Origin of the sequence: Streptomyces pactum (assembly GCF_002005225.1) — a bacterium.
Taxonomy (GTDB): Bacteria; Actinomycetota; Actinomycetes; order Streptomycetales; family Streptomycetaceae; genus Streptomyces; species Streptomyces pactum_A.
The window spans coordinates 7,078,862-7,105,000 of the sequence record NZ_CP019724.1 but is presented as its reverse complement, the minus strand read 5'-3'; the positions used below and the strand labels follow the sequence as shown (position 1 = coordinate 7,105,000).

The window sequence follows — 26,139 nt, the reverse complement described above, 5'->3', positions numbered from 1 at the left end:
GTGGAGGCTGTGGCGGCCGATCTGATGGCGCGCGGCAATCTGGCTGGAGGCGAGGCCCAGGCGGTGCTCGAGGCTCAGGCCATGATGGCCCAGGACCCCGAGCTGATGGCCGACGTGGAGCGGCGGATCGCCGTCGGCAGCACGGCCGAGCGCGCGGTGTACGACGCGTTCGCCGCGTATCGCGCCCTGCTGGCCGGTGCGGGTGAGTACCTGGCCGGCCGCGTGGCCGATCTCGACGACGTGCGGAATCGTATCGTCGCCCGTCTGCTCGGGGTTCCGATGCCGGGCGTTCCGGACAGCGACGAGCCGTACGTTCTCATCGCGCGGGACCTGGCGCCCGCCGACACGGCGCTGCTGGACCCGACGCTGGTTCTCGGCTTCGTCACCGAGGAGGGCGGGCCCACCAGCCACAGCGCTATTCTCGCGCGGGCGCTCGGCGTACCGGCCGTAGTGGCGCTCCCGGGCGCCGGTGAGCTGCCCGAGGGCACGGTCGTCGCCGTGGACGGCAGCACCGGCGAGATCTTCGTGAACCCAAGCGAGGAGCAGAAGGGGCGGCTGGAGGCGGAGGCCGCCGAGCGCAAGGCGGCGCTGGCCGCGTCGACGGGACCGGGTGCGACCTCGGACGGTCACAAGGTGCCGCTGCTCGCGAACATCGGGGGTCCCGCGGACGTGCCCGCGGCGGTCCAGGCCGGGGCGGAGGGCGTCGGTCTGTTCCGTACCGAGTTCCTCTTCCTCGACGACAGCGCGAACGCGCCGTCGGAGGAGAAGCAGGTCGCCGCCTACCGGCAGGTGCTGGAGGCGTTCCCCGAGGGCCGGGTCGTGGTGCGGGTGCTGGACGCGGGTGCGGACAAGCCGCTGGACTTCCTGACCCCGGGCGAGGAGCCGAACCCGGCGCTGGGCGTGCGCGGGCTGCGGACTCTGCTCGACCACCCGGACGTGCTGCGCACGCAGCTAACGGCGCTGGCGAAGGCGTCGGAGGGGCTGCCGGTCTACCTCGAGGTGATGGCCCCGATGGTGGCGGACCGGGCCGATGCCAAGGCGTTCGCGGACGCGTGCCGGGCTGCCGGGCTGCGGGCGAAGTTCGGCGCGATGGTGGAGATTCCGTCAGCCGCACTGCGGGCACGCTCGGTGCTGCAGGAGGTCGAGTTCCTGTCGCTGGGGACGAACGACCTCGCGCAGTACACCTTCGCCGCCGACCGTCAGGTGGGCGCGGTCTCCCGGCTGCAGGACCCGTGGCAGCCGGCGCTGCTCGACCTGGTCGCGCTGTCCGCCGAGGCGGCGAAGGCCGAAGGCAAGAGCTGTGGTGTCTGCGGTGAGGCCGCCTCGGACCCACTGCTGGCGTGTGTGCTGACCGGTCTGGGTGTCACTTCCCTCTCCATGGGCGCGGCGTCGCTTCCCTATGTCCGGGCGACGCTGGCGAAGTTCACGCTGGCGCAGTGCGAGCGTGCCGCGGCGGCCGCCCGGGCGGCGGACAGCGCCGAGGAGGCGCGGAACGCCGCTCAGGCGGTGCTGTCCGGCGAGTAGGCCGGGGCGGGGCTGCCGCCTGTCGTTGTGGTGCGGGGCGTTCCACCTTCGGGTGGGGCGCCCCGCACGCGTTCAGTGGTGGTGTCCCGGTGGCAGGTGGTCCTCTCCGAGGTCGGGCGGCGCGCAGTAGTCGACGTTGGATTCCGGGGAGATGAGGTCGCCCGACTCGGCGTCGGTGCAGTAGGCGTCGAAGACCTCACCGGCGGTGAGAGGTTCCAGGCCGTATCCCCGCAGGCGCCAGCCGTGGATGCGGTCGGCCCTGCCCGGGGCGCTGACGCGCATGACGAGGCCGCCGGGGCTGTGGGTGACCAGGCCGAGGGCGAGGACACTGGTGAATTCCAGGGCCTCGGCCTCGTCGAGGTGCGGGGTGGCGTCGACGTCCTCGTCAGCGTGCAGGACGGAGACGAGGGGTTCCGGGGTGCCCGAGACGCTGCAGACCAGGTGCCGGTCGCCCGGTGGGGCTGTTTCGAGGATCCGGAGGAGGAGGCGCGTGGCCCGCGTGAACGCTGCTCGGCCGAGGTCCTCGCCGCAGGTGGCGCAGTTGCCGAGGCGGGCGAGCAGGCTGGACGCGTACTCCCAGGTGGCCTGGCGGACGGCCTCGTCGACGAGGGCCGGGAGGAGGTCGGCGAGGGGCTGGCCCTCGTACGGGACGGTGGGTCCGCCGGCGGCGAGTTCGGCGGTGAACCGCGTGCGGCTGGCGAGTGCGTCGGGCTCGAGGCCGGCGGCGGAGCAGAAGTCGGCGTACTCCTCCGGGTCGAAGAGGGCGACCGTGGTGTGGGTGCCCTGTGACGCGCGTGCCCTGAGGAGGGCTTCCACTTGCTGGAGATAGGCGGCGTGGTCGTCGAAGGCGAAGGTTCGGTAGCGCCGCATGGCGCGGAAGTCGTGTTCGTCGGTGAGCAGTCCGATGGTGCCGGCGATTTCCCGGCGCAGGACGTGTCGCGTGGTCTGGTCGGTGTGCGCCATGTTTCCCCCTGTGCGCAGTCGATCAATGCTCACTCAAAGTAACCGGTGGCACTGACAGCGGCGGCGGGGCGGGCGCCGGGAGCCGGCCGCCGTTCGGGGCGGCCGGCTCGTCGAGGGCCAGGTCAGGTGCGTTTGCGGGCGAGGTCCTCGTAGAAGTGGAGCAGGTCGAGGTTGTCGATGGAGCCCGGGTTGACGGCCTTCTCCAGCGGGGTGCCCTGCAGGAGTCGCTTGATCGGGACCTCGATGCGCTTGCCGGTCAGGGTGTGCGGGACGCCGGGCACTTCGATGACCTCGTCGGGGACGTGGCGTGGGGAGAGCTGTTCGCGGATGGTCTGTTTGATGTGGGCCAGGAGGGTCTCGTCGAGGACGGCTCCGGGTGCCAGGTGCACGAACAGGGGCATCCAGTAGCCGCCGTCCGGCTGCTCGACGCCGATGACGAGGGATTCTTTGATCTCCGGCAGGCGCTCTACGGCCTCGTAGATGTCGGCCGAGCCCATGCGGACGCCCTGCCGGTTGAGGGTGGAGTCGGAGCGGCCGTGGATGACGACGGACCCGCGGGAGGTGAGGGTGATCCAGTCGCCGTGCCGCCATACGCCGGGGTAGATGTCGAAGTAGCTGTCACGGTAGCGGCTGCCGTCGGGATCGTTCCAGAAGCGGATCGGCATGGACGGCATGGGGTTGGTGACCACCAGCTCGCCCACCTCGTCGGTCAGGGGCTCGCCGTTCGGGTCCCAGGACCGCAGGTCCGTTCCCAGGCCGGGGGCCTGGAGTTCGCCGATGTACACCGGGAGCGTGGGGACGGCGCCCGCGAAACAGGAGCACACGTCGGTGCCGCCGCTGACGGAGGCGATCCACAGGTCCGCCCCGCTCTCCGCGAACTCGTCGTGCAGCCAGCGGAACCCGTCGGGCGGCAACGGCGAGCCCGTGGTGGCGACGCACTGGACCCGGGAGAGGTCGTGGTCGCGGGCGGGGTGGACGCCGGCCTTGCGGCAGGCCATGACGTAGGCGGCGGAGGTACCGAACAGGGTGGCCCCGGTGCGTTCGGCGATGCCCCACTGGGCGCCGGTGTCCGGGTAGCCGGGGCTGCCGTCGTAGAGGACGATCGTGGTGCCGGTGAGCAGGCCGGAGACGAGGAAGTTCCACATCATCCAGCCGGTCGACGTGTACCAGAAGAAGCGTTCCTCGGGGCCGAGGTCGCAGTGCAGGCCGAGCTGTTTGAGGTGCTCGACCAGGATGCCGCCCTGGGACTGGACGATGGCCTTGGGCAGGCCGGTGGTGCCGGAGGAGTAGAGCACCCACAGGGGGTGGTCGAAGGGCACCTGCTCGAAGACGGGGTCCGTGTCGGCGGACGTCAGCGTCTCCCATTCCAGCGCGCCCTCGGGGGCCTCGGTGCCGAGGAGCGGGATGTGGATGACGGCGCGCAGGGTGGGCAGTTCGCGGCGCAGTTCGGCGACGGTGTCGCGGCGGTCGTGTTCCTTGCCGCCGTAGCGGTAGCCGTCGACGGTGAACAGGACGACGGGCTCGACCTGCTGGAAGCGGTCCAGGACACTGCGTGCGCCGAAGTCGGGGGCGCAGGATGTCCAGACGCCGCCCACGGCGGCGGTGGCGAGGAGGGCGACCACCGCCTGCGGGATGTTCGGGAGGTAGCCGCTGACCCGGTCGCCGGGGCGTACGCCGAGGGCGCGCAGTTCGGCGGCGAGCGAGCCGACCTGGCGGCGCAGCTCGGTCCAGGTGACGGGGCTGGGCTCGTGGGTCTCATCGACGTACAGGAGGGCCGGTTCGTCCGCCCGGGTGGCAGCCGCGCGCAGGGCGTGCTCGGCGTAGTTGAGCGTGGCGCCGGGGAACCACTGGGCGCCGGGCATGGAGCGGTCGCCCAGCACGCGCGAGTAGGGGGTCGAGAAACGTACGTCGAACCATTCCGTGACGGCTTTCCAGAAGGTTTCCGGCTCGTCGACGGACCAGCGGTGCAGGGCGGCGTATCCGCCCTCGGCGGGGGCGCCGTGGTGCTCGGCGGCCCAGGTCTGGAACCTGGTGATCCGTGCCTGGGCGATGCGCTGTGCATCTGGCTGCCAGAGCGGCTGGGGGTTCACGGTCGACATGGGCGGCTCCCGGACTGTGCGCGTCGTGTGCGTCCTCCGCGCACGGGCTGGGGTGTGCGCGTGACGCGGCTGACACGGACGATGCCACGTGATCGACTTCTGCACCAGGGCGCGCCCCACATAGTCGGTGTCGTGAAGATGTGGTCCCGTCACGGGTGAACGGCAGTTGAACGACGCCCGCGCGGGAGGTCGTCGATGGCAGGGTGAGCAACATGGACGGTCGTGACCTGGTGCGTTCGATGAAAGCGGTCGGTTCTGCGAGGGCGGCGCAGGGGTTGCTTACCGTACGGGCGGCATGGCGCAGGCGGCGGGCCGACGCCGTGGGGCTGCCGCCGCGGGGTGCGGAGCGCGCGCGGGTGCCGGGGCCCATGCAGGAGGTGGAACCCGGGCCCGGGGGCGGTGTCGTCCGGTTCAGCCGTTCGGAGCTGCGCATCCTCGTCGCCGTGAACGGGGCCGTGTTCTGGGGGTGGGACGGGGCCGGCCCGGAGCCGTCCTACGCGTTGTCCGGCCGCTGTCCGCAGCCGGATCCGCGGGCGGTGCTGGAGCCGGACAAGGACGGCGGCTGGCGGGTGGTGGCCGAGCGGGCGACGGTGGCGGTCTCCCGGCACGGCGCGATCGAGGTTCGTACGCCCGGGGGCGTGGTGCTGCGCCGTGAGCTGCCGCCTCGCTGGTGGGAGCCGGTCGGCGGCGGTCCGGCGCGCTGGACGCAGCGGTCGGAGGTCGCGGCGGACGCCCGGTTCTTCGGACTCGGCGGGCGGGCCGCGGGTCCTCGGCTTCAAGAGGGCTCGTACCGGCTGTGGAACACCGGTCCCGGTTTGCCGTTCGCTCCGGGTGAGGACCCGTTGTCGGTGACGATGCCGGTGCAGCTCGTGGTGGCCGACGCGGGGACGCATCTGGTTTTCCACGACAGTTCGTGGGACGGCACGGTGACGTTGCGGGAGGGCGAGGAGGGAGCGGGATCGGGGCACGACCGGCTCGGGCGGAGTGTGCTGCGGATGGACGGCGGTCCGCTGCGGTGCTGGGTGACGGTGGGCACCCCCGCGCGCGTGCTGCTCGCCTGGGCCTCGCTGACCGGGGCGCCCGCTGTGCCGCCGGCGTGGGCGCTCGGTCACCATCACGCGCCGTCGGGTCCTCGCGACGAGCAGGAGGTGCGGCGGACAGTCACCGACTATCGGGAGCGCGATCTGCCGCTCGACGCCGTTCACCTGGACGTCGGCCACCTCGACGGCCATCAGGTGTTCACCGTGGACGAGGAACGGTTCCCGAAGCTGCCCGTCCTCGCCGAGGAACTGCGGCGGGATGGGATCCGGCTGGTGTCCGTCGTCGGTCCCGCGGTTCCGGTCGCGCCCGGCAACGCCGTGTACGACGGCGGGACGAGCGGGGACGTGTTCGTGCGGGAGGCCTCGGGGCCGGTGGCACGGGGGGTCGGGCGGCCCGGGGAGGTGGTCTTCCCGGACTTCACACACGCGCGTGTGCGGAAGTGGTGGGGCGGGTTCTACGAGGAGCGGCTGGGGCAGGGGTTCGCGGGGTTCTGGCACGACCTGGACGAGCCCACCTCGTTCGCCGCGTTCGGGGAGTCGACGCTGCCGCGTTCGGCTCGGCACTCTCTGGAGGGGCGGGGCGGCGACCACCGGGAGGCGCACAACGTGTACGCGCTGTGCATGGCCCGCGCCGGGTACGAGGGGGTGCGGACTCTGGCGCCCGAAAAGCGGCCGTTCGTCTTCTCGCACTCCGGGTGGGCCGGCATGCAGCGTTACGGCGGCACGTGGTCCGGGAACGTCGCCACGGGCTGGCCCGGGCTGCGGGCGTCGCTGTCGCTGGTGTTGGGGCTCGGGCTGTGCGGGGTGCCGTATGCGGGGCCGGATGTGGGCGGGGCCGGCGGGAGTCCGCCACCGGAGCTGTATCTACGGTGGTTGCAACTGGCTGCCTATCTTCCGCTGTTCCGCACGCACGCGCGGCCGGGACTCGGGGAGCCGTGGGAGTTCGGTGCCGAGGTGCTGGAGCACGCGCGCGTGGCGCTCGTCGAACGGCGGCGGCTGCTGCCCTACTTCGTGACGCTGGCGCATCTGACCCGGCGTACGGGTGCGCCGTATGTGCGTCCGCTGTGGTGGTCGACGCCGGAGGAGCGGGTGTTGCGGGACTGCGAGGACGCCTTCCTGCTGGGCGACTGTCTGCTGGTGGCTCCGGTGCTGGCCCCTGGGGCGGACCGGCGGGCGGTGCGGTTGCCGCGCGGACGCTGGTACGACGTGGTCACGGAGCGGGCGTACGACGGGCCGGCGCAGGTTCTCGTCGATGCCCCTCTGGCACGGATTCCGGTGTTCGCACGCGCAGGAGCCGTGCTTCCGGTGCGTGGGGAGGACGGCGGGCCGGCACTGGAGGTGTGGGCGCCCGCGCGGGGGCGGACCGGCGGTGGCCTGGTCGTGCCGGACGCGGGCGACGGCTGGGTGGAACCGGAGATCGAGCGGTACGTCTCGCGTTGGGTGGGGGGACGGGTGGTCGTGGAACGGGAGGGCGAGGACGGCGTGGGCGAGCCGTCCCGCCCGGTCCACGTACGCGGGCTCGTGGAGCGCTCGGATCAGATGTAGCGGCCCTCGAACCAGGCCCGCACGGCCCGGGTGTGGAGGGGGAAGGCGAGTTCCTCCGCCCTGCGAAGGAGGTGCCATCCCTCGGTCTCGTCCGTGGCGGTGGACGGCGGGAAACCCTCGGCGGACCGCTCGGGGAGGAGGCCGAAGAGCAGCAGGTGGCCGTCGGGCGAGCTCATGGCGTCGGCGAGCCGTACGTCGCGGCTCGCGGCGTCGATGCCCGTCTCCTCCTTGAGTTCACGGACGACGGCCTGCCGCCAGTCCTCCCGGTCGTCGACGTAGCCGCCGGGCAGTGCGACGCCCCCGCGCGCGGGGGACACGGTGCGGGTGACGACGACCAGGGCGGTGCCCTGGGTGTCGTACACGGGCTGGAGGGCGACCGCGACCGGCAGCGGGTTGCGGTAGGCCGCGGTGCCGCACGCGGGGCAGGTGCGGGGCCAGCCGGAGACGCCCTCTCCGTAGGGCGTTCCGCAGCTCGAACAGTGGGAGTCCGGTGCGGAGTTGGGAACGGAGGTTTCGGTTTCGGACACGCGGCGGACTGTATCCGATCGCGGAAGGGGCGGCTCCGGCGGGCGGCTCAGCGGCGGCCGGCAAGCGACTTCGCGGAGACGGGGAAGTCGAAGTAGGTGTCCGGGTAGGGCTCGGGCTTGTAGGTGAAGTGCCACCACTCCTCGGGGAGGTTCACCAGGCCGACGTCCTCAAGGGTGTTCTTGAGCAGCAGCCGGTTGGCTCGTTGGGGGCCCTGGATACGGGGGTCGAGGGTGTGGGAGCGGGTGTCGAAGCAGTCGTAGCCGGTGCCCATGTCGACGGAGTTGTCGGGGAAGCGCTCGTCCTGGGGAGCGAAGCAGGGCACCAGGGGCTGCCCGGGGTGGTACGGCCGGGTGGGCTTCGCCGGGAGCCTCACCAGTGTCAGGTCCACGGTGGAGCCGCGGCTGTGGCCGGACTTCCCGGCGATGTAGCCGTCCGCGAAGAGGCGGGTCTTGTCGATCTCCGGGTAGAACTCGGCCTTCATCCTCTGGTCGTCGAGGTCTTCGGCCCAGCGGACGAAGTGGTCGACGGCGCGCTGCGGCCGGTAGCAGTCGTACACCTTCAGGGAGTAGCCCTGGCGCAGCAGCCGGGTCTGTGCCCGGTGCAGGGCTTCGGCGGCGGGGCGGCTGAGGATGCACAGGGGTTGCCGGTAGCCGTCGATGCGCTCGCCGACGAAGTTGTGCGGGGTGGTATAGCGCATCTCCTGGATGATCGTCGGAGAGACGCTTCTCAGGGCCACGAAGTCCTCCGGGGCCCTTGGCCCCGGCTTGGCCTGGGCGGTGGCGGGGACGGCCGTGACGGCGAGCAGGGCCGCGAAGGTGGTGACCAGGCCGCGGAGCGTGGTGGAGAGTCGTGTCATGTTCCCTGCATCTATCAGGAGTGGGCTCCGCGGGGGAAGTGGGCGGGCCGACGACTCGCCGTCCGTGCGCTTCGGGAGCGCGTCGGAATCCTGCGTGAACGTCGCGTGAACTGGGCCCGGGTGGGTGCGCGCGGCGCCATTCTGCTCCCGTGCGCTCCTGGACGGATACTCTCCGCTTCGCCTTCCAACCGGTGGTCAACCTGATGACCGGCGGGGTCGCGGCGCTGGAGATACTCGCCCGCCCGGAGACCGGCGATGTCCTGGCCGAGGCGCGCCGCGACCCCGAGATCGACGGCCATCTGGCGGTGGCGGCGTTCCGCGCGGCGGTGCGCAAGGAGACGCTGCTGCCGCTGCACGTCAACGTGTTCGCGGGCACGCTCGCCGACCTGGGCGGCCTCCAGGGACTCCACGACGCCGTACGTCAGGCGGGGCGGCTGCCGTGGGAAGTGACGGTCGACGTCTGTCCGCCGTACACGCATGTGCCCCGGCAGGCGCTGCTGGAGGCGGCGAGCGTCTTGCGCGGCCAGGGGTTCCGGATCTGTGCGGACGGGGTCGGTGACGGGGACGCGCCGCTGCGGCTGCTGACGGATCTGGCGCCGGAGCTGGTGAAGCTCGACGCGTCGCTGCTGGCACGGCCGGCGGCCGTGCGGGCGATGCGGGTGCTGTGCGACGAGCTGGGGGCGCTGCTGTCCGTCGAGGGCGTGGAGACGGAGTCGCAGTGCGCTGCCGCGCGGGCGGCCGGGGCGCAGTTGGCGCAGGGCGAGTTGTTCGCGCCACCCGCGCGGCTGCCCGCGGCGGACGTGTATGTCCCGCCCGGCTCCCCCGGCGTCGTGCCCGCGCCGCGTTCGGGGCCGTCGGTACGGCAGTTCGTGCGGCCGGCCGCCCTGCTGCCCGCGACCGCGTCCGCCGGTCAGGTGCGGGCACTGCTCACCGGGTCGCCGGACGTTTCCGGGGTGCTGCTCGTGGACCGGAACGGGGTACCCGTGCGGTCGGTGCACCGCTCCCGCTTCCTGTTGTCGATGTCGGGGCGCTACGGGCACGCCCTGTACGCCGACCGGCCCGCCGCGAAGCTGAGCGACCCGCCCCGGACGGTGGGCGTCGACGCGACGGCCTGGGAGGTGCTGGACGTGGTGGCCGTCGGCGGCCGGGGCCGTACGTCGGACGACGTGGCCGTGGTCGACGCGTACGGGCGGTGCGTGGGCGTCGTACGGCTCGCGGATCTTGTGCGGGCGCTGGCCGAGAGCCGGGTGGAGGAGGCGGCCGGGCTCAATCCGCTGACCAGGCTGCCCGGTTCGGACGCGATCACGGGTGAGGTGGACCGGCGGATCGCGGACGGGCGGGCGTTCGCGCTGAGCTGGCTCGACGTGGATCACTTCAAGCAGGTCAACGACGGGGCCGGATTCGCGGCGGGCGACGAGCTGATCCGGGCGGTCGGGCGGGCCCTGTCGCAGACGGCGGCGGGATCCACGCGCGTGGGCCACATCGGGGGTGACGACTTCCTGGTGCTCACCGAACCGGAAGGGCTGGATGGGCTGGCCGCCTCCGTGCTGGACGTGCCGTGGTCGGCCGGCGGGCGGCCGGTGACGCTGTCGCTGGCGACGGTCCTGTGTCCACCGGGCAGTGTGGCGGACCACCGGCAGGCGGCGGCCTGTCTGGCTCCTCTGAAGCAGGCCGCGAAGGCGCTGCGCGGGGCGAGTTGGGTGCTGGGTCGGGCGGGGGCGCCGGGGCACGAGGTCCGGCGCGGCTCGGACCGGACGACGGCGACGGCGACGGCGGGGCGCGGTGGGCGCCTCGGCGGGGCCGATGGCTGACGTGCGGCCGTCGTCGACCAGGCCGGTGGGCGCGTCGGGCGGGCCGGGCGCGTCGGGCGGGCTGGGCGGGCCGGGCGGGCCGGTGTCCGTTTCTGGACAAGGGCGTCCAACGTGGAATGAGCGGCGCCGGGCAGGCGCTCAGTAAGGGCGTGGCTCGTTGGGCTCGCGCGCGTGGTGGTGAGACGGCACAGGGCAGGGCGGTGTGGGGACGGCGTGGGCGCTGGGCCGAGAGGTCACTCGGTCGCTGGGTCGCTGGGTCGTCCGCGGATGGGCTCGGCTCCCGCCGGGTCGCGCGGAGAGAGGGCTTCCGAGGGGGCAGGTTGGCGTGCGGGACGACGCCGCGTAGACGCGCGTCGTGGTGAGGCGGTGCCGCGCGGGGCCCGTCGGTGCGGGACGGGGCCGGCGCGTGCGCGCGTGGCCGTCCGAGGGCAGGTGCCTGGGTCCAGACGGGCGCGCACCGGGAGAAACCTCCGAGTGGCTACGCGGTACGAGGCACCCGCGCGTGGTGCAGCCGTGCGCTCGGTCGGGTGTCGCGACGTTCGGGCGTCGATGGCCGCTGGCGGCGAGTCCCCCGGAGAGTGCCGGAGTGCGACACGCCAAAGACCGGGGTGGGCAGACCTGTCGCGCGGGGATACGTCGGGTGCACGCGCGCGTGGTGCGGGTGCGCATAGTGCACGTTCGCGTGGATCGTGTTCGCGTGGACCGTGTTCGCGTGGACGCCGCTCGGCAGCAGTCGTCGGCCGGTGCTCGCTGTGCCGCAGCGGTCCGTGGCTGTCCCCGCACCAGTGGTGCCGTGAAGGACGGTCGCTGAACCGCGTCGGCGGTGCCGCAGCGGTCGGTGACCGTACGGCCTCGGCGGTGCCGTGAAGGCCGATGGTTGTCCGGCGGGTCGGGAACCGTTGCGGTCGGCCACCTTGACGCTCCCTTGGTGCCGGTGAACACTTCCGGTGTCAGTCGACATCGCCGTACATCTCGGCGTATTCCGGTACTGCGTCGCGCGGGCTCTCCTGTGCTTCGAGGCCCACTCCCCCACAGGCGGTTCGGCTGCTACGGCACGCTCGTCACTCACGCCCCCTCGGCGGAGGTCGCCCGGGGGAGACGCACCCCGCACGGGAGGACCGGGACCGATCGTCCCGGGCCAGGGCCTAGGAGCCGCCATGAGCAACGGAGACATCTTCGTCGGCGAGATCATCGGTACCGCGATCCTCATCCTCTTCGGCGCGGGGGTCTGCGCCGCCGTGACTCTGAGGTACAGCAAGGCCCGGGCGTCGGGCTGGGTGGTGATCGCGTTCGGCTGGGGGTTCGGTGTCCTGGCGGGTGCGTACACCGCTGCCCCGCTCTCCGGCGGGCATCTCAATCCCGCCGTCACCCTGGGGATCGCCGTCGACACCGGCGAGTGGGACAAGGTCTGGGTCTATGTGCTGGGGCAGTTCGTCGGCGCGATGATCGGTGCCGTCCTGTGCTACCTCACGTACTTCGCCCAGTTCCAGGCGAACGTCCGCAAGACCGGCACCACCGAGGGCACGGCGGACGAGCCGGTCCCGACACTCGGGATCTTTTCGACCATCCCGGAGATCCGGCACCCGGTCGCCAACCTGGTCACCGAGATCATCGCGACCGTCGGGCTCGTCCTGCCGATCCTCGCCTTCGGACTGACCGAGGGACTCGGCGAGTCGGGGACGCTGGTGCTGATCGTGTCGCTGCTCGTCGTCGGTATCGGCCTCTCCCTCGGCGGGCCTACCGGCTATGCGATCAACCCCACCCGTGACCTCGGCCCGCGCATCGTGCACACCTTCCTGCCGATCCCGAACAAGGGCACCTCGGACTGGGGTTACGCCTGGGTCCCGGTGGTCGGCCCGCTGATCGGCGGAGCGCTCGCCGGGCTCATCTACAACGTGGCCTTCTGAAACAGCCGGCCCGCCCAAGCCGTCGACTCCACAGCCGTCTCCGCAGCCGCCCTTCTCAGCCGTCTCCGCAGTCGTCCCCGCAGCCCTCTGAACCCAGCCCCAAGGAGTAGCCATGACGGACCACTCCACGAAGTACGTCGCCGCAATCGACCAGGGCACCACCTCGAGCCGCTGCATCATCTTCGACCAGGACGGCGCTGTCGTCGCCGTCGACCAGCGCGAGCACCGTCAGATCTTTCCCAAGCCCGGCTGGGTGGAACACGACGCCACCGAGATCTGGTCCAAGGTGCAGGCCGTGGTCGCCGGGGCGCTCGCCAGGGCCGGGCTGCGCGCCGACCGGCTCAGCGCACTGGGCATCACCAACCAGCGCGAGACGACGGTCCTGTGGGACCGGGCGACCGGCAAGCCGGTGCACAACGCCATCGTGTGGCAGGACACCCGTACCTCCGCGCTGTGCCGCCAGTTGGGCGGCGCGGACGGGCAGGACCGTTTCCGCGAGCAGACCGGACTGCCGCTGGCCAGCTACTTCTCCGGGCCCAAGGTGGCCTGGCTGCTCGACAACGTGCCCGGTCTCAGGGCCCGCGCCGAGCGTGGTGAGATCGCGTTCGGCACCATCGACTCCTGGCTGATCTGGAATCTCACCGGCGGCACCGACGGCGGGCGGCACGTCACCGACGTGACCAACGCCGGGCGCACCATGCTGATGGACCTCCGGTCCCTTCAGTGGGCCCCGTCGGTCCTGTCGGCGATGAACATCCCCGAGGCCGTGCTCCCCGAGATCAGGTCCTCCGCCGAGGTGTACGGCACCGCCGTCGGCCAGCTCGCCGGGGTGCCGGTGGCCTCCGCCCTGGGTGACCAGCAGGCGGCCGTGTTCGGACAGGCCTGCTACGACGTGGGCACGGCGAAGAACACGTACGGCACGGGCAGTTTCCTGCTGCTCAACACCGGCGAGCGGCCGGTACCGTCGAAGAGCGGGCTGCTGACCACCATGGGTTACAAGATCGGTGACGAGGCGCCCGTCTATTGCCTGGAGGGGTCGATCGCCATCACGGGGGCGCTGGTGCAGTGGCTCCGCGACCAGCTCGGCATCATCCGCAGCGCCGAGGAGATCGAGCCGTTGGCGGCGAGCGTGGCGGACAACGGGGGCGCGTACATCGTGCCCGCCTTCTCCGGGCTGTTCGCGCCGTACTGGCGGTCGGACGCGCGGGGTGTCGTCACCGGGCTCACCCGATACGTCACCAGAGCTCATCTCGCGCGCGCGGTGCTGGAGGCGACGAGCTGGCAGACGCGTGAGGTCGTGGACGCCATGTACCAGGACTCCGGGGTGCGCATCACGACCCTGAAGGTCGACGGCGGCATGACCAAGAACGATCTGCTGATGCAGCACCAGGCGGACGTGCTGGGCGTACCGGTGATCCGGCCCCGGGTCTCCGAGACGACCTGCCTGGGTGCGGCGTACGCGGCCGGACTGGCCACCGGCGTGTGGCAGGGCCTCGACGAACTCAAGACGCACTGGCAGCGGGACGTCGAGTGGGCGCCCGCCATGGAGGCGTCGGTACGGGACCGTGAGTACCGCAACTGGCGCAAGGCGGTGGAGAAGAGCTTCGGCTGGATGGAGGACGGCGACGGCGACGGATAGGCGCCGGGCAGGCTCGGGGGCACGCGCGCGCGGGTGTCGCTTCCGTGCCCCGAGCCGTCAGGTGGTGACGGCCTTGCGGCGGTCCGCCGCCTGGGCCATGGCGTGCTGGACCACGCCGATGAGTACCTCCTTGACCGACTCCCGGTCACGGGCGTCGCACACCACCAGGGGCACCTCGGCGTCGAGGTCGAGGGCCTGGCGGACGGTGTCCGCGGGGTAGCGGGCCGATCCCTCGAAGCAGTTGACGCCGACCAGGAACGGTATGGAGCGGCGCTCGAAGTAGTCGACGGCGGCGAAGCAGTCCTCCAGGCGGCGGGTGTCGGCCAGGACGACGGCTCCGAGCGCGCCCTCGGAGAGTTCGTCCCACATGAACCAGAACCGCTCCTGGCCGGGGGTGCCGAAAAGGTACAGCACCAGGTCCTCGCGCAGTGTGATCCGCCCGAAGTCCATGGCCACCGTGGTGGTGTGCTTGCCCTCCACACCGCTGAGGTCGTCGACCGGCCGCCCGGCCTCGGTGAGCAGTTCCTCGGTACGCAGCGGTCTGATCTCGCTCACCGCGCCGACGAGGGTGGTCTTGCCGACGCCGAAGCCGCCGGCCACCAGGATCTTTAGCGTGACGGGCTCGACCGGCGGCTTGCCGCGCTGAGAACGCCCGAAGATCATCGATCTCTTCTCCTTAACGTGCCACTTGCCGTGCCACTTGCCACGCTGCTTCTCGTGCCACTTGCCACGCTGCTTCTCGTGCCGCTTGTCATGCCCGGAGGCCGGTTCACAGTGCCCTCAGTCCGCTGATCACGTCGCGCAATATGTTCTCGTCCGGCAGTTCGGCCGGGGGGACGGGCCGGTTCACGTGGACGAGTTCGACGTCCACCAGGTCTCCTACCAGGACCCGCACGACCCCGATGGGCAGGTCGAGCTCGGCGGCGAGTTCGGCGACCGACTGGGGGGTGTCCCGGCAGAGTTCGACGATGTCCACGTGCTCCGGGCCGAGCGTGACGTCCGCCTCCGGATCGTCCGCGTGGGGTTCCGTGACGACCACCGCGATCAGGTCGAGGCGGTGCTGGGCCGCGCTGGTGGTGCGGCCGCGCGTCATGGCGTACGGACGGACGACGGGGCCGGCCTCGTCGTCGAACCAGTGGTTTCTTCCCTGACCGTCTGCGCTCATGTCATCCCGCTTACCCACCCGAAGGCAGATCGGTGCGCGGGGCGGTGCCCAGGTGCACGCCGACCCGCTTGACGAGGAGGGTCATCTCGTAGGCGACCTGGCCGACGTCGGAGTCGGCGTCCGACAGTACGGCCAGGCAACTGCCGTCTCCGGCGGCCGTGACGAACAGGAAGGCGTCGTCGAGTTCGACGACGGTCTGCCGGACGCTGCCCGCCTCGAAGTGACGGCCCACGCCCTTGGCGAGGCTGTGGAAACCGGATGCCACGGCGGCCAGGTGTTCGCTGTCCTCCCTGGTCAGGTCCTTGGATGACCCGGTCGCCAGGCCGTCGCCGGACAGGACGACCGCCTTGCGGATGCTCGCGACACGGTCCACCAGGTCGTCGAGGAGCCAGTTGAGCTCCCCGGACCTGGTCGCGGTGTGGCCGGTCGTCTTCGGTGCGGTCATCGACCGTCCCCCTTAGTCGTTCCTCGTGGTGCTTGTGGAGCTGTATCGCCGGGGACGCCGTCGCCTGCGGCGTTCTCCTTGCGGCCGCGCTGCCAGCCGCGCTGGAGCGACGCCATCCGGCTGCGTACTTCCTCGGCGTCTCGGTCGGCGGGGTCGGAGCGGTCCTCGGCGGGTGGTTCGGGGCTCTGCCTGAGCTGGGGGGCCAGGTTGGCCTGTCGTACGCGCCGGGGCAGCGCGCCCGTGCCGGGTTCGGAGGTGTCCGGGGCGGGCCCGGGGGTGTGGCCGGCGTCCCGCCCGCGGTCCGTGCCGTTGCCGGAGGTGCCGTTCCCGCGGTTGGGGGACGCGCCGCGGCGGCGGGCGGGGAGCGACGGCAGTGCTTCGGGCTCCGCGCGGTCTCCGTCACCACCGTCGGCACGGCGGCCCTCCGCGCGGCCGGTGGTACGGCCCCCGGCAGGGCCCTGAGCGCGGCCCTCGGCACGGTGCTCGGCGCGGGCGTCGCCACGGCTGTCGGCACCGGCGTCGACTCGTTCCTCGCGTCGACGTCGGCTGGGCAGTGCGGGCGGCTCGGCGGACCGTGACTGCGCGTCCGTCCCGCCCCCCGTGCGGTCGGCGGCCGAAGGCTCCTCGTCCGCGGTGTTCCGGGCGCCCCGTTCCGGGACCGGACGCCCGTGTGAACTGACCAGCTTGGGGGTCCGACGCAGAGGCAGCGCGACCGGCGGGTCCGCCTGGTGGTCCTCGCCCTGGAGCGACTCCCCCTGGCGGCCGGACTCCTGACGCCGCCGTTCGGCGCGACGGACCTCCTGGTCGTCGTCAGCGGCCACGAGGGAGCGGCGCGGGCGGAACAGGCCGCTCCGTTCGCCTTCCTCGTCGCCGAGGCCACCCGGCAGGTCGTCGAGGGCGTCCAGGTCGACCGGCGCCTCGAGTTCGACCGGCCCGTCCAGCAGCGGTGCCGGGCGGCCCGGCATCCGTGCCGGCACATGGGTGAGAGCGGAACGGCGGCTCTCCTCCCGCTCCTTCTCCTTGACGTGCTGGGGACGGTCGAGGCGGAAGCCGACGCCGTTGGTGTCCGGGGCGTCGTCCGTGAGCAGCGCGTCCGGGACGAAGACGACCGCGGTGGTGCCGCCGTAGGGGGAAGGCTGGAGGGACACCCGGACGTTCTGCCGCTGGGCGAGCCGGCTGACGACGAAGAGGCCGAGCCGGTCGGTGTCGGACAGCTCGAACTCGGGGGTCTCGGCGAGCCGGAGGTTGGCGTCGAGGAGGGCGTCGGCCGCCATGCCGAGGCCGCGGTCGTGAATCTCCAGGGTGAAGCCGTTGGCGACGCGCTCGCCGAGGACCTGCACGGCGGTGTGCGGCGGCGAGAACACCGTCGCGTTCTCCAGGAGTTCGGCCACGAGGTGGGTGAGGTCGGCGACGGCCGGTCCGGTGACGGCGACGCGGGGCAGCCGGCGGACCTCGATGCGCTCGTAGTCCTCGACCTCGGCGACGGCGGCACGCACCACGTCCATGAGCTGGACCGGCTTGCGCCACTGCCTGGACGGTGCGGCGCCGGAGAGGATGACCAGGCCCTCGGCGTGCCGGCGCATACGGGTGGTCAGGTGGTCGAGGCGGAACAGGTCGGCCAGTTCCTCGGTGTCCTCGGTACGGCGCTCCATGGTGTCGAGCAGGGTGAGCTGCTTGTGCAGCAGCACCTGGCTGCGGCGGGCGAGGTTGACGAACACCTCGGAGACGCCGGCCCGGAGTTCGGCCTGCTTGACGGCGGCTTCCACGGCGGCGCGCTGCAGGGTGTTGAGGGCCTGGCCGACCTCGCCCATCTCGTTCTTGTCGTACTCCAGGCGCGGCACCTCGGTCTCCACGTCCACCTGTTCGCCCGCCGACAGGCGGCGCATCACGCTGGGCAGGCGGACACCGGACGCCTCGTGGGCCTCCAGGCGTAGCTGTTTGAGGTCGCGGATGAGGGAGCGGCCGACGCGTACGGACAGGAAGAGGGAGAACAGCAGCGCGATCAGGCCCAGGGCACCGGCGACCACCACCTTGGCGATGGTGTTCGTCGCGACCGGGTCGACGCGGTCCTGGTAGCGGTCGGCGGCGTCGTCGTCCAGGGCACCGAGTTCGTCGAGCACGCTTCCGGCGGCGGTGTCCCAGCTCTTGGCGGTGACGCCGCGGGGCGGGCCGGCCTCGCCGGCGACGGCCGCCTCCTCGGCGACCCGCAGGGGGGCGCTGGCGGCGTTCTTCCAGAAGCGCTGGTAGCGCCCGCGTTCGGCGGCGGGCAACAGCGGGAGGTTGATGTCGTACATCATGGTGCGCTGGGCCACGAGGTCGGAGACGTCCCGTATCTCGCCGCGGGTGAGCCGGCCGGTGACCAGGGCGGAGCCGAGGAGGGCGTCCTCGCGGGAGAGCAGTTCGCGGGCGCGGGAGACGTTGACGAGGGCGCGGTACTGCTTGTCCAGGCTCACGTCGTCGACCACGTGGAGGTTGGCGAGCAGTTCGTGGCAGGGGTCGACCAGGCGGTTGTAGAGGCCGAGCGCCTGCGCGCGGTCGACGGTGCCGTCCTCGACGCTGCGGCGCAGCGAGCCGATGCCGTCGAAGGCGTCCAGTACGGCGGTGAGCCGCTCTTCCTCGGCCTGGTCCAGCGCGTCGCGTACGTCGGCGTCCGCGGCGTTGCGGCGGATCTCGGCGAGGGCCTCGTCGGTGGCGGTGCGGCTGCGCTCCAGTGCGGCGAGCCCGTCGGAGGCGCGCGGGTCGGCGAGGTGGACGAGGGTCTGGCGGCGCTCCTGCTGGAGCACGCGGACGGTGTCCTCGACCGGGTAGCCGATCTCCTCGACCACGGTCGAGACGCTGAACAGCCGGCCCGCCTCGCGTCCCGTGAGGACCGTGGCGAAGGCCCAGATCGCGGTCAGGGAGACCAGCGGCACGAGAAGCAGCGCCACGATCTTCCGGCGGATCGACTTCCCGCGAAAGCGCATGGCCTCCCCCAGCTCGACCCCCACCAGCAAGGGGCACACATGTACGTCAACAAACGGCGCGAGCCTACTACTCACGCGCAGGCAACTCGAAGAGCCGTCCGGAGGCCGAGCCTCCGCAGCGGCGGCAGGCGATGGTCAGTTGTCCGGCCATTGCGGGAGATTGCCTCCCGGGATCCGGCGGCGAGCGGGGAGGAGCGTCCAACCGGCGTGGCGGACGGATTGGCCGAATTTTTTCGGCTGTGCGGGATTTCCGGGAATCTTGAGGGCCCGTCGTTCGTACTTCACTACGGGAAATGGAGGCGGAATCGGCCACAGGAGCCGCATCCCGCCCCTGGGCGGCGTAAAGCAGCGCAAGCCGGGCAGCCAGAGGGGAGCCGTGTCTTGGGGCACGGGCGAGCTGTCTGCTGGCGGTGGGGAGTGACATGTTGATGGGCACGGCGGAGCGGCGCAGGGCGCCCGAGGACGGCTGTGCGGCCGGGTTGAGGGCCGACTCGGCCTCCGAAGCGCCGGATCGCGACATTCCGGCGGCCGGGCCGGAGTCGTCGGCGCGGGAGCGGCCGGAGCGGTCGGCCCGGCAGGAAGCGCGAGAGCGGCAGGAAGCGCGGGAGCGGCAGTCGGCCTACCGGCCGTTGTGGACGGAGGAGCCCGCCCGGCGGCGTCGGCTCCCGGATCCGGTGCGTACGGCGGCCGTGCGAGCGGTCCTCGTCGTCGCCGTGACGCTGATCCTGGCGATGGTGGCCTTCCTGTGCACGATGGCGGGATCCTGGCTGGCGTTCCCCATGGTGATCGGCAGCGTGGCGGGCACGGTGGTGGCGACGTGGGGCGTGCTGGACGTCTGGGTGACACGACAGGTCTGGAACCAGCGGCACGGCGTGGTGTCGATGCCGAGCAGCACCGCGCGGGCGATGCGACGCGAGCGTCGCCGGGCCAGGCGGCAGGCCCGGTCCGCGGAACGGAGCCGGGAGCGGATACGCCGGCGGGGCGGCGCGGGACAGTTGTCGCACTCCTGAGTGGCCGGGTGCCTGGCCGGCTGAGTGGTCGGGCGCCGACTGGGGCCACGGTTCACAGCACCGCCGGCCGCACCCGGTCACCCGCCGTCCGGTCCCGATCACCCGCCGGCCGCGCCGGGCCGTCCGTCGGCCACGTCCGCTCGGTCTCGCGGGCGAGTTCGCGTCGGGCCCGCATGAAGGCGCGTGGGCGGTCCACGGAGAGCACCGCGGTCGTACGTCCGTCCCGTTCGTAGCGGGCGAGGAAGCCGTCGTCGGCCGGTACGCCGTCGGCGGTCTCGCCCTCGACGATGCGGACGGTGTCTCCCTCCCGGCGCCGGCCGGCGAACTGGAGGCGGGCGCCGTACTGGTCGGACCAGAAGTACGGCAGCGTCCTCGCGTACTCCACGGTCCGCCCGGCGAGCAGGTTGGTCACGGCCACCCGGGGCTGCTCCGTGGCGGAGGTCCAGTGTTCCGCGCGCGTGCCCCCGACGCGGGCCACGTCACCGGCGGCGACCACCTGGGGCAGGGACGTCACACAGCCGTCGTCACAGACAACGCCGTCGTTCAGCACCAGCGCCGACCCCGCCAGCCAGGCTGTGCTGGGCGTGGCGCCGATGCCGACGATCACCACGTCCGCGGGCAGGGAGCGGCCGTCGGAGAGTGTCACCGCGGTGACGACGCCCGTGCCGCGCAGGGCTGCCACGGACGCACCGGTGACGAGTTCGGCACCCTCGCGGCGGTGCAGCGTGGCGCACACGGCGGCCATCTCGGTGCCGAGTTGGGGCACGAGCGGCAGCGGAGCGGCCTCGACGACGGTGACGGTGTGACCGAGGGCGGCACACGAGGAGGCCGTCTCCGCACCGATGAAGCCGCCGCCGATCACGACGACCCTGCGCGGGCCGCGGGTGAGTTCCGCCCGCAGGGCGCGGGCGTCGTCCAGGGTGCGCAGGGTGTGGACGCCGGCCAGGCCGTCGCCGGGGAGGTGCCGGGCCGAGGCGCCGGTGGCGACGACGACGCCGTCGGTGGACACCGCGCGGCCGTCGTCGAGCAGCACGGTGCGGCCGCGGGCGTCCAGGCCGCGGGCACGGACGCCGAGCAGCCACTCGGCGTCCAGGCCGGCGGTCTCCTCGGCGTCGGTGAGCGCCAGTCGGTCCTCGCCGGCCCGGCCGGTGAGGAAGTCCTTGGAGAGGGGAGGGCGGTCGTAGGGCCGGTGAGGTTCCTCGCCGACGATCACCAGTCGGCCGTCGAACCCCTGGGCGCGCAGTTCCCGGGCGGCGTAGAGACCGGAGAGCGAGGCGCCGACGACCGTCACGGTCCTCATGCGGCGCTCCCCTCCTCCGCGGCGAGATGGACGTGCACGACACCCTCGTGGACGCTGACGCGGTGGGTGCGTACGGGCCTGCGGGCCGGGAGGCAGGTCGGCCGGCCTGTCCGGAGGTCGAACGACGCGGCGTGCAGCGGGCATTCGACCAGGCAGCCCTCCAGCCAGCCCTCGGAAAGAGAGGCGTCCTGGTGGCTGCACGTGTCGTCGATGGCGTAGAGGTCACCGTCGTCGGTGTGGAAGACGGCGATCGGCGGACTCGTCCCGACACGGGTGGACCCGCCCTTGGGGAGGTCTTCGAGGCGGCAGACGGGAATCATGGGCTCCCCCTCTCGGTCCGGAACGCATGTCCCGACTGGTGCGGGAACGCGTACCCTTCCGGGATCCGGACGCTTCGGTAACATGATGTTTCACATGGCGCACTGGAGAGCGCTATGCGCAACAGAATCCGGGCGGGCGCCCGTGGCGTCAAGGGCTTCCCGCAGATGCGGTCCGAACGGGGCCGCCAGGCAGTGAGAGTTGAGCCATGACCCGCACACAGAAGCAGCCCGACCAGGGTGGGGAACGCGTGGAGAACAAGCAGGGCAGAGCGGCGGCCGGCAGCGTGCAGTCCGTGGACCGCGCCGTGAGCGTGCTGGAGATCCTCGCCCGGCACGGGGAGGCGGGCGTCACCGAGATCGCCGACGAGCTGGACGTGCACAAGTCCACCGCCTTCCGGCTGCTCGGCGTCCTGGAGAACCGCGGTCTGGTGGCCCAGGAGAAGGAGCGCGGCAAGTACTACCTGGGTGCCGGTGTACTGCGCCTCGCGGGGGCGGCGGCAGTGCGTCTGGACATCTCGCAGGAGGGCGTGCCCGTCTGCCGCGAACTCGCCGACGAGCTCGGCGAGACGTCGAACATCGCGGTGCTGGACGACGACGCGGCGGTCAACGTCATGCAGGCCCGAGGCACCGCCTCCGTGACGGCGCAGAACTGGCTCGGCCGGCGCACTCCGCTGCACGCCACCGCCAGCGGCAAGGTGCTCCTCGCCCACCTGCCGACCACTCTGCGCGAGGGCCTGCTGGCCCGTCCGCTGCACCGGTTCACCGAGCGCACCGTCACCGGCGCGGCGATGCTGCGCGGCGAGTTGGAGACCGTGGCCGAGCAGGGCTACGCGATCACGCAGGAGGAGCTGGAGATCGGGCTCGCGGCCGTGGCGGCACCCGTCCGTTCCCACGACGGCAAGGTGATCGCCTCGATCAGCGTCTCGGGACCGGTGTACCGGCTGACGCCGGACCGGCTGCCGGACCTGGCGAAGCGCGCACTGGCGGCGGGGGTCGAGCTGTCCCGCCGTATGGGCTACGGCTGCTGAACCGGCGCCGGGCGGCGCGGCCCGGGACGACCCGGGCGGCCCAGAAGGCGCAGCGGACGGCACGGGCACAGACGGCACAGACGGCACGGGACGCGACGGACGCACAGTCCCGGCACGACGGGCACGACGGGCACGACGGGCACGACGGGCACGACGGAGGCACGACGGGCACGACGGGCACGACGGAGGCACGACGGGCGGGACGCGCAGGACTCGACGGAGCGGGAGTGGACCGACGGCGCGGGGCCGGGAATCCGAAGGAATTCCTCCGGTTCCGCGCCGTGGTGCGTCCGGCGGGATTCGGCCCCGAGACCGCCCCCGGCCCTTTTGCCAAGGGTTAACCCGCACCTCTTGACGGCCACTCGACGGCATTCCCACTATGTTCCCCATAGCGCAACCCATCGTGCCATGCGCAACAGCAGAGGAGCTTGCCGTGCCACACGAGGTCCGTGCCGTAGTCGCTGTGAAGAAGGGCGCACCGGTCGAGGTGCAGACGGTCGTCGTGCCGGACCCGGGACCCGGCGAGGTTCTCGTCGCGGTACAGGCCTGCGGGGTCTGCCACACGGACCTGCACTACCGGGAGGGCGCGATCACGGACGACTTCCCCTTCCTGCTCGGCCATGAGGCGGCCGGCACGGTCGAGGCGGTCGGCGAGGGGGTCACCGATCTTCAGCAGGGCGACTACGTGGTCCTGGCCTGGCGGGCGCCCTGCGGCGGCTGCCGTTCCTGCCGACGCGGTCGCCCCTGGTACTGCTTCGACTCCCGCAACGCCGCCCAGCCGATGACCCTGCTGGACGGCACGCCGCTGACCAGCGCCCTCGGTATCGGTGCCTTCGCCGAGAAGACGCTGGTCGCGGCGGGCCAGGCGGTGAGGGTCGACCCGGCCGCGCGCCCCGAGGCGGCCGGCCTGATCGGCTGCGGGGTGATGGCCGGTTACGGCGCCGCCGTCAACACGGGCAACGTGGGCCGCGGCGACTCGGTCGCCGTCATCGGCTGCGGCGGCGTCGGCAACGCGGCGATCGCGGGAGCCGCCCTCAACGGTGCCATGAAGATCATCGCCGTCGACGTCGACGGGCGGAAACTGGACCGGGCGGAGCGGTTCGGCGCCACGCACACCGTCGACTCCCGCGGCGCGGACCCCATCGAGGCGGTCCGCGCCCTCACCGACGGACACGGCGTGGACCTCGCGATCGACGCGGTGGGGCACCCGGAGACCTTCCGCCAGGCCTTCTACATGCGCGACCACGCCGGCGTGCTGGTCCAGGTCGGCGTGCCCACGCCGGAGACGACGGTCGAACTGCCGCTCATCGACGTGTTCTCACGCGGCGGCGCGGTCAAGTCGTCCTGGTACGGCGACTGCCTGCCCAGCCGCGACTTCCCGTTCCTCATCGACCAGTATCTCTACGGGCTGCTGGACCTGGGTGCCTTCGTCTCGGAGACCACCTCGCTGGACCGGGTGGAGGAAGCGTTCGCCAAGATGCACCGCGGCGATGTATTGCGCTCGGTGGTGGTCCTGTGAGCACCCACGGCACCCTCCCCTCCCACGACTCCCGCCCCTCCCCCCGCGTGGTCGTCATCGGCGCCGGCATCGTCGGCTGCTCGCTCGCCGACGAGCTGACCGCCCTCGGCTGGAGCGACGTCACCGTCCTCGAGCAGGGCCCGCTGCCCGCCCCCGGCGGCTCCACCTCGCACGCGCCCGGCCTCGTCTTCCGGACCAGCCCCTCCAAGACGCTCACCGAGTTCGCCCGGTACACCGTCGAGAAGTTCACCTCCCTCGAAGCGGACGGCGTGCCGTGCTTCCAGCCGGTCGGCGGCCTGGAGCTGGCCACCACCCCGGAACGCCTCGCCGACCTGCACCGCAGGGCCGGTCACGCCGCCGCCTGGGGCGTGCGCGGCGAGATCGTCGGCCCCGCCCGCTGCAAGCAACTCTGGCCGCTCCTCGACGAGTCGGTGGTGCTCGGCGGCTTCCACACGCCCGAGGACGGCCTGGCCCGTGCCCTGCACGCGTCCCGCGCCCAGCTCGACCGCGCCACCGCGCGGGGCGCCCGCTTCCTGGACCGGCACACGGTCACCGGTATCGAGCGGCGGGACGGCAGGGTCACGGGGGTCGTCACCGACCGGGGTACCTTCCCGGCCGACCACGTGGTCTCCGCGGCCGGTTTCTGGGGGCCGGTCGTCGGCGGCATGGCGGGGGTCGACGTCCCCCTGCAACCGCTCGCCCACCAGTACGCGAGGACCGGACCGCTGCCGGAGCTGAGCGGCGCCACCGCGGAGGCGTCGAAGCCGATCCTCCGCTTTCAGGACCGCGACCTGTACTTCCGCGAGCACACCGACCGCCTCGGTATCGGCTCCTACGCCCACCGCCCGCTGCCCGTCGACCCGTTCGACGTCCCCGCCTACGACGAGGCCCGCGACCGGAACATGGAGATGCCCTCGTCCTACCCCTTCACCCCGGACGACTGGGCCCCGAGCTGGGAGGACTGCCGGCGGCTGATGCCCGCCCTGCGGGCGGCCTGCATCGAGACGGGCTTCAACGGTGTCTTCTCCTTCACCCCGGACGGCATGCCGGTCCTCGGCGAGTCCCGGGCGCTGCGGGGTTTCTGGCTGGCGGAGGCCGTCTGGGTCACCCACTCGGCCGGTGTCGCCAAGGCCGTCGCCGAGTGGATGGTGAACGGGCGGCCGTCGCTGGACGTGCACGAGTGCGACATCACGCGCTTCGAAGAAGCGCAGCGTTCACCGGCGTACATCCGTGAGCGCGGTTCACAGCAGTTCGTCGAGGTGTACGACGTCCTCCACCCCCTGCAGCCGATTGAGGGGCCACGCCCGCTCAGGGTGAGCCCCTTCCACGCACGGCAGCAGCAACTCGGCGCGTACTTCCTGGAGGGCGGCGGCTGGGAGCGCCCGCACTGGTACGAGGCCAACGCCGGACTCGCCGAAGGCCTGCGCCTCCCCGGCCGCGACGCCTGGTCCGCCCGTCACTGGTCCCCCGTCGCGGCGGCCGAGGCGCTGGCCACCCGTGAGAGGGTCGCCCTGTACGACATGACCCCGCTGCGCCGGCTGGAGGTCACCGGTCCCGGAGCCCTCGACTTCCTCGACCGCATGACCACCAACAACCTCCGCAAGAAGCCCGGCGCGGTCACCTACACGCTCCTCCTCGACGAGACCGGAGGCATCCGCTCCGACCTCACCGTGGCCCGTCTCGGCCCCGACCGCTTCCAGGTCGGCGCCAACTCCCCCGCCGACCTCGACCACCTGTCGCGCCACGCGCCCGGCGGTGTCCACATCAGGGACACGACCTCCGGCACCTGCTGCGTCGGCGTCTGGGGCCCGCTCGCCCGCGACCTCGTCCAGCCGCTGACCCCGGACGACTTCTCGCACGAGGCGTTCGGCTACTTCCGCGCCAAGGAGACGTACGTCGGCCACGTACCCGTCACGGCCATGCGCCTGAGCTACGTCGGTGAACTCGGCTGGGAGCTGTACACCAGCGCCGATGTGGGGCTGAGGCTCTGGGACACGCTGTGGGAGGCCGGCCGGGACCTGGGCGTGATCGCGGCCGGGCGGTCCGCCTTCAACTCGCTGCGGCTGGAGAAGGGGTACCGGGCCTGGGGCACCGACATGACCGACGAGCACAACCCGTACGAGGCGGGCGTCGGTTTCGCGGTCCGCGCGGACAAGGCGGACTTCGTCGGCAGGGCCGCGCTGCGGCGCGCGGGCGAACCGGCCCGGCGCCTCACGGCCCTCCTCCTCGACGACCCGGCCGCCGTGGTCCTGGGCAAGGAACCGGTCCACGTGGACGGCACGCCCTCCGGCTACGTGACCAGCGCCGCGTACGGCTACACGCTCGGCCGCTGTGTCGCGTACGCCTGGCTCCCGGCCGGACTGGCCACCGGCACCGGCGTGCACGTGGAGTACTTCGGCGAGAAGGTGCCCGCCACCGTCGCCGACGAGCCGCTGTTCGACCCGAAGATGACCCGCATCCGCCGCTAGGAGGCGCTC

At 72.4% G+C, this 26,139-nt stretch carries 19 protein-coding genes (1 of these 19 running past the window's edge); 9 read left to right on the top strand and 10 right to left on the bottom strand.

Annotation, left to right across the window (positions count from 1 at the left end):
• A protein-coding gene (gene ptsP / locus B1H29_RS30660; RefSeq protein ID WP_055422374.1) for a phosphoenolpyruvate--protein phosphotransferase crosses the window boundary here: on the top strand, window positions 1-1,524 show its 3' portion. Its footprint begins 147 nt before the window's first position; only the last 1,524 of its 1,671 coding nucleotides appear in the window; its start codon lies beyond the left edge, outside the window; it ends in the stop codon at window positions 1,522-1,524.
• Window positions 1,525-1,596: 72 nt separating this feature from the next.
• Here the strand turns inward: ptsP and B1H29_RS30655 are convergent, their stop codons facing one another.
• Together B1H29_RS30655 and B1H29_RS30650 are read right to left on the bottom strand one after the other, a co-directional pair.
• Complete coding sequence (locus tag B1H29_RS30655; protein ID WP_055422373.1) at window positions 1,597-2,487, bottom strand: hypothetical protein; 891 nt, start codon at window positions 2,485-2,487, stop codon at window positions 1,597-1,599.
• Window positions 2,488-2,609: 122 nt separating this feature from the next.
• On the bottom strand, window positions 2,610-4,586 hold the full coding sequence (locus tag B1H29_RS30650) for an acetoacetate--CoA ligase (protein ID WP_055422372.1): 1,977 nt from the start codon (window positions 4,584-4,586) through the stop codon (window positions 2,610-2,612).
• Window positions 4,587-4,798: 212 nt separating this feature from the next.
• On the opposite strand from B1H29_RS30650, the gene B1H29_RS30645 reads away from it, so the two are divergent.
• The gene (locus B1H29_RS30645; protein WP_055422371.1) at window positions 4,799-7,171 is read left to right on the top strand and encodes a glycoside hydrolase family 31 protein; all 2,373 of its coding nucleotides are present in this window, start codon (window positions 4,799-4,801) and stop codon (window positions 7,169-7,171) included.
• On the opposite strand, the gene B1H29_RS30640 is transcribed toward B1H29_RS30645, so the two are convergent.
• Entirely contained in the window at window positions 7,162-7,698 is a 537-nt protein-coding gene (locus B1H29_RS30640; protein ID WP_055422370.1) for an NUDIX domain-containing protein, read from the bottom strand. The two genes, B1H29_RS30645 and B1H29_RS30640, sit on opposite strands and share 10 nt — an antisense overlap.
• A gap of 47 nt (window positions 7,699-7,745) precedes the next feature.
• Window positions 7,746-8,555 carry a M15 family metallopeptidase gene (locus B1H29_RS30635; protein WP_055422369.1) on the bottom strand — a complete coding sequence of 270 codons (810 nt, stop codon included), beginning with the start codon at window positions 8,553-8,555 and terminating at the stop codon, window positions 7,746-7,748.
• A gap of 149 nt (window positions 8,556-8,704) precedes the next feature.
• On the opposite strand from B1H29_RS30635, the gene B1H29_RS30630 reads away from it, so the two are divergent.
• The 3 genes from B1H29_RS30630 to glpK all read left to right on the top strand — a co-directional run bounded on the left by B1H29_RS30630 (window position 8,705) and on the right by glpK (window position 13,912).
• Entirely contained in the window at window positions 8,705-10,366 is a 1,662-nt protein-coding gene (locus tag B1H29_RS30630) for a GGDEF domain-containing protein (RefSeq protein WP_055422368.1), read from the top strand.
• Window positions 10,367-11,523: 1,157 nt separating this feature from the next.
• Window positions 11,524-12,273: an MIP/aquaporin family protein gene (locus B1H29_RS30625; RefSeq protein WP_055422367.1), complete on the top strand. Its 750-nt coding sequence runs from the start codon at window positions 11,524-11,526 to the stop codon at window positions 12,271-12,273.
• A 112-nt stretch (window positions 12,274-12,385) separates the two neighbouring features.
• Window positions 12,386-13,912, top strand: coding sequence for a glycerol kinase GlpK (gene glpK, locus B1H29_RS30620; RefSeq protein ID WP_055422366.1), 1,527 nt, complete (start codon window positions 12,386-12,388; stop codon window positions 13,910-13,912).
• A gap of 57 nt (window positions 13,913-13,969) precedes the next feature.
• Here the strand turns inward: glpK and B1H29_RS30615 are convergent, their stop codons facing one another.
• The 4 genes from B1H29_RS30615 to B1H29_RS30600 all read right to left on the bottom strand — a co-directional run bounded on the left by B1H29_RS30615 (window position 13,970) and on the right by B1H29_RS30600 (window position 18,485).
• On the bottom strand, window positions 13,970-14,575 hold the full coding sequence (locus B1H29_RS30615) for a GTP-binding protein (protein ID WP_055422365.1): 606 nt from the start codon (window positions 14,573-14,575) through the stop codon (window positions 13,970-13,972).
• Window positions 14,576-14,681: 106 nt separating this feature from the next.
• The gene (locus B1H29_RS30610; RefSeq protein WP_055422364.1) at window positions 14,682-15,077 is read right to left on the bottom strand and encodes a DUF742 domain-containing protein; all 396 of its coding nucleotides are present in this window, start codon (window positions 15,075-15,077) and stop codon (window positions 14,682-14,684) included.
• Window positions 15,078-15,087: 10 nt separating this feature from the next.
• A complete protein-coding gene (locus tag B1H29_RS30605; RefSeq protein WP_055422363.1) occupies window positions 15,088-15,522 on the bottom strand; it encodes a roadblock/LC7 domain-containing protein in 435 nt (144 codons plus the stop codon).
• Complete coding sequence (locus B1H29_RS30600) at window positions 15,519-18,485, bottom strand: sensor histidine kinase (RefSeq protein ID WP_055422378.1); 2,967 nt, start codon at window positions 18,483-18,485, stop codon at window positions 15,519-15,521. The genes B1H29_RS30605 and B1H29_RS30600 overlap by 4 nt, the downstream gene beginning before the upstream one ends.
• A 422-nt stretch (window positions 18,486-18,907) precedes the next feature.
• Here B1H29_RS30600 and B1H29_RS30595 point away from each other — a divergent pair, with 422 nt between their 5' ends.
• Window positions 18,908-19,495: a hypothetical protein gene (locus B1H29_RS30595; protein WP_079160547.1), complete on the top strand. Its 588-nt coding sequence runs from the start codon at window positions 18,908-18,910 to the stop codon at window positions 19,493-19,495.
• Between the two features lie 52 nt (window positions 19,496-19,547).
• Here the strand turns inward: B1H29_RS30595 and B1H29_RS30590 are convergent, their stop codons facing one another.
• A complete protein-coding gene (locus tag B1H29_RS30590) occupies window positions 19,548-20,795 on the bottom strand; it encodes an NAD(P)/FAD-dependent oxidoreductase (protein ID WP_199832472.1) in 1,248 nt (415 codons plus the stop codon).
• Entirely contained in the window at window positions 20,792-21,115 is a 324-nt protein-coding gene (locus B1H29_RS30585; RefSeq protein ID WP_055422362.1) for a bifunctional 3-phenylpropionate/cinnamic acid dioxygenase ferredoxin subunit, read from the bottom strand. Before B1H29_RS30585 ends, B1H29_RS30590 begins: the two co-directional genes overlap by 4 nt.
• Window positions 21,116-21,321: 206 nt before the next feature.
• On the opposite strand from B1H29_RS30585, the gene B1H29_RS30580 reads away from it, so the two are divergent.
• From B1H29_RS30580 to B1H29_RS30570, 3 genes are all read left to right on the top strand, one after another.
• Window positions 21,322-22,143, top strand: coding sequence for an IclR family transcriptional regulator (locus B1H29_RS30580; protein WP_244209050.1), 822 nt, complete (start codon window positions 21,322-21,324; stop codon window positions 22,141-22,143).
• A 433-nt stretch (window positions 22,144-22,576) separates the two neighbouring features.
• The gene (locus tag B1H29_RS30575) at window positions 22,577-23,662 is read left to right on the top strand and encodes an S-(hydroxymethyl)mycothiol dehydrogenase (protein WP_055422361.1); all 1,086 of its coding nucleotides are present in this window, start codon (window positions 22,577-22,579) and stop codon (window positions 23,660-23,662) included.
• Window positions 23,659-26,130, top strand: coding sequence for a GcvT family protein (locus B1H29_RS30570; protein WP_055422360.1), 2,472 nt, complete (start codon window positions 23,659-23,661; stop codon window positions 26,128-26,130). Before B1H29_RS30575 ends, B1H29_RS30570 begins: the two co-directional genes overlap by 4 nt.
• Window positions 26,131-26,139 lie beyond the last annotated feature (9 nt).